The sequence below is a fragment of the Fibrobacter sp. genome, assembly GCF_017551775.1.
Classification (GTDB): Bacteria; Fibrobacterota; Fibrobacteria; order Fibrobacterales; family Fibrobacteraceae; genus Fibrobacter.
In genome coordinates, this window is sequence record NZ_JAFZKX010000014.1 from 1 (window position 1) to 2,970 (window position 2,970).

A 2,970-nucleotide genomic window follows, 5' to 3' on the forward strand; every position below is an offset into this window, starting at 1 on the left:
AAGCTCTTCACCGCTCTCGCCGACAACAAGGTGAACGTCCGCATCATCGACCAGGGTTCTTCGCAGATCAACATCATCACCGGTGTTGACGAAGCCGATACCGAGAAGGCCATCAAGGCCATCTACGGCGCCTTCGTGAAGTAATCTGCACTGTCATCCTGGAGGCCCAACGGGCCGATAGGATCCAAGAACATTATCGCCCCCGACCTATCGGCCGGGGGTAATTTTTTTACTAGAAAACCTCTTACCGCTTCTTCACGGTCCTGACGGCGGGGCTGAGCTTCTGTTCGCTTGTGCCGAGGTATCGGCCTTGCATGTCGAACACGCGGTAATCACCCTTCAAGACGGGCATGCTCGCGCGCCTTGAAATGGCCGTGGTGCCGGTAGTGTCTGCCGTTTCGGTGATGTTGAAGTAGTCAATTTGAAAATAGTTGATGGAACTCTGCCCCTTATACCCTTCCACAAGCGCCATGACATCGGTTATCTTGCCCAGCTTGAGGTCGAGTTCTTCCCATTTTTTGAAGTGGGCGGTAATGTCGATGTGGCCGCTGTCGCGTACGGTGCGGCGAATGCTGAAATACTGCTTGAACGAGGTGTTGCCCTGGACGCCCAAGTAGTTGTTGGCGGTGTTCTGCCAGATGTCGTAGGTGTCGCCATCGACGGTGAATTCGCCGAGCCTGGTTCCGAAAGTGGATGTGTCGGCTGTATCTCTGATTATCCAGTAGTCTATGATATAAAATTCGGTTTTCGGCTCGGTGGTATTGCCTTGGATGCCAACCAGAAAATAGGGGGTGCCGAAGCCGCCGCCTTTTGTGCGAAACTTGTAGTCCGCCGCAAAGTTGCCATGCTGGTCGAAGGTCTTTGGCTCGTCGAACTTGGGACCAAAGCGCACGATAGCGTCCGCGGCCTTGGAGTAAACTAAGTAGCTTCCATCATCGTAGCACTCCAAATAAGCATTGTAGCCATCGCGCCAGACTTCGTAACTGTAGTTTGTACCGTCTATCGTGCCGGAGGCGTAGTTTTCGCCCTCCGCGGGCCATGCGTTAGGGCACCTATCCGCATAGACAGTCGTAGCCAAGCCCATGGTGAGGGCGATTCCTAAACCCACTATATTCTTCTTCATATTGTTAATATAAGTTATTTTGTAGCCCAGCGGGCGTTAATTCTGCTCAACCTTCGCTCCGTTCGCCTTGAACATACTTTTTTCTACTTTTAAAACATCATGCGTGCCTCTTTTGCCTTACTCGCTGTTCTTTTCGCCGTCCTTTTCACGGCATGTTCCGAATCTTTTACCGATTCTCGCGACGGTAATACATATAACATAATTCAAATCGGTTCGCAGACATGGATGGCCGAGAACCTGGATTTCGAAACTGAGGGCAGCGTGTGCCCAGAGGGCGACGCTCGCAAGTGTTCCGAATACGGGCGGCTCTACACCTGGACGGATGCGCAGAAAGTATGCCCCGAAGGCTGGCGGTTGCCCGACAGTACGGATTTCGCGACACTCGTAGCAAGCGCCGGTGGCGCAGAGGTTGCTGGCCAATCGCTCAAGTCAACGAGTGGCTGGTTCAAGAAGGGGAACGGTTCCGATGCGCTCGGCTTCAATGCTTTCCCTGCGGGCTATCGCGGCGCGGTCTATAAAAATGAGGAAGGCGGAATGGAGGGCGGCAAGTACGACGGCATCGGCGGCTACGCCTACTTCTGGAGCGCGACTGCCGCTCCGGATGATTTCGCCTACTACCTGTTCCTCGATTTCAGCAGCAAATCCGCGAGCGTGAACGCATTCCCCAAGGGCGACTTCCGTTCGGTGCGCTGCGTTTCGGCTGCGCAGTAATGGCTCCGCGATAGACTTTTTTGTATATTGGGTGGTACAGCCGGGAGTTCCGGCACCGTATTATAAGACTGCATGTCCGCGTTTGCGCGGCGGCGGTCTTTTTTTATGCGGCGATGCACCTCCGGGCGGCAAGTCCCGGAATACAAGGAGTAAAAAATGAACGAAATCGAGATGGTGGGTATGAGGACCCTCGGAAACACGAAGCTGCTGACAGAATCGCGGGCGCGCATTGGCGTGTTCGCGTCGCGTGACACGGACCCTGCAATCGACATTATTCGTGAGCAGTGGGCGATGCAGAAGGGAAAACAGCGGAAGTGCATCGTGGGTACATTCCACTCCAAGGCGGAATGCGAGATTCTTTACTTTGTCCTGAGTCGCGGCGGTTCAGCCGTCTGGTTCCTCGGATGCGCCCTTCCCGAAAGACTGCCCCATTTTTTCAAGGAGGCGGTGCGAAAAAAGCAGCTGCTTGTCGTCAGTTGCTTCAATTGCGAACACCACAGCTATGCGACGGCGCGTTACTGCCGCCACCTTGCCGATATGGCATCGAACAGTCTTGTGTTCTGGTCCAAGAAAGAGGGCAGCTCGCTGCAACCCATATACGAGCGGGCCATAGCCAGCGGCAAGCGCGTGGAATGCTTCTAGCGTGAGTTTGAAACTGGCGTCATTCTGAGAATGGTTGTAATTTTCTTCATTACTTCATTCTCTCCAGTTTCAAAATTTCGTTATAACGTTCTCGACCCGTAGCAACTTCGTTCGGATATTCTTTTGTGCGACCTACGGCTACAGGCAAAAATTGTCCAACAAAAACACGGTCAATTTTATCATCGAAAAAAATACGTTTCATTGTATTATGAAGTTGAGCCTCAAAAAGCTTCCATTTCAAATCAGACTCAGCCCTCACGTCATTTACAAGAGTTATTCCTAATGAAACGTAGATTTCATACGGCAATAATTCTTCATAACTCATTTGCGGGTTCTCATAGAAAGCGGTCCACTGGTTTTGTATTGCTTGAGCCAAGTAACGATATGCCGCCCTTTTTTCAGGACTGTCGGGAATTTTTGCATCAATCAAAGAATCTAAGTCGTCTCTTACGCCGTTTCCGTCCTTATCAATCCCAAGAATCTTGATTCTCTCA

The 2,970-nt window shown here is 51.9% G+C and carries 4 protein-coding genes and 1 pseudogene; 3 read left to right on the top strand and 2 right to left on the bottom strand.

The genetic code is table 11. The features are described 5' to 3' along the window. Positions 1-144, top strand: a 144-nt coding sequence (locus tag IK012_RS01450) for an ACT domain-containing protein (protein WP_290949580.1), incomplete at its 5' end; no start/stop codon positions are given. 100 nt (positions 145-244) lie between these two features. On the opposite strand, the gene IK012_RS01455 is transcribed toward IK012_RS01450, so the two are convergent. Then, positions 245-1,123, bottom strand: coding sequence for a glycoside hydrolase family 11 protein (locus IK012_RS01455; protein ID WP_290949574.1), 879 nt, complete (start codon positions 1,121-1,123; stop codon positions 245-247). 99 nt (positions 1,124-1,222) lie between these two features. On the opposite strand from IK012_RS01455, the gene IK012_RS01460 reads away from it, so the two are divergent. Beyond that, the gene (locus IK012_RS01460) at positions 1,223-1,834 is read left to right on the top strand and encodes a fibrobacter succinogenes major paralogous domain-containing protein (RefSeq protein ID WP_290949575.1); all 612 of its coding nucleotides are present in this window, start codon (positions 1,223-1,225) and stop codon (positions 1,832-1,834) included. A 156-nt stretch (positions 1,835-1,990) separates the two neighbouring features. Continuing rightward, entirely contained in the window at positions 1,991-2,476 is a 486-nt protein-coding gene (locus tag IK012_RS01465; protein ID WP_173384985.1) for a hypothetical protein, read from the top strand. A 49-nt stretch (positions 2,477-2,525) separates the two neighbouring features. Here IK012_RS01465 and IK012_RS01470 read toward each other — a convergent pair. Continuing rightward, positions 2,526-2,970 (bottom strand): annotated as a pseudogene (locus tag IK012_RS01470) (hypothetical protein); the annotation flags it as partial.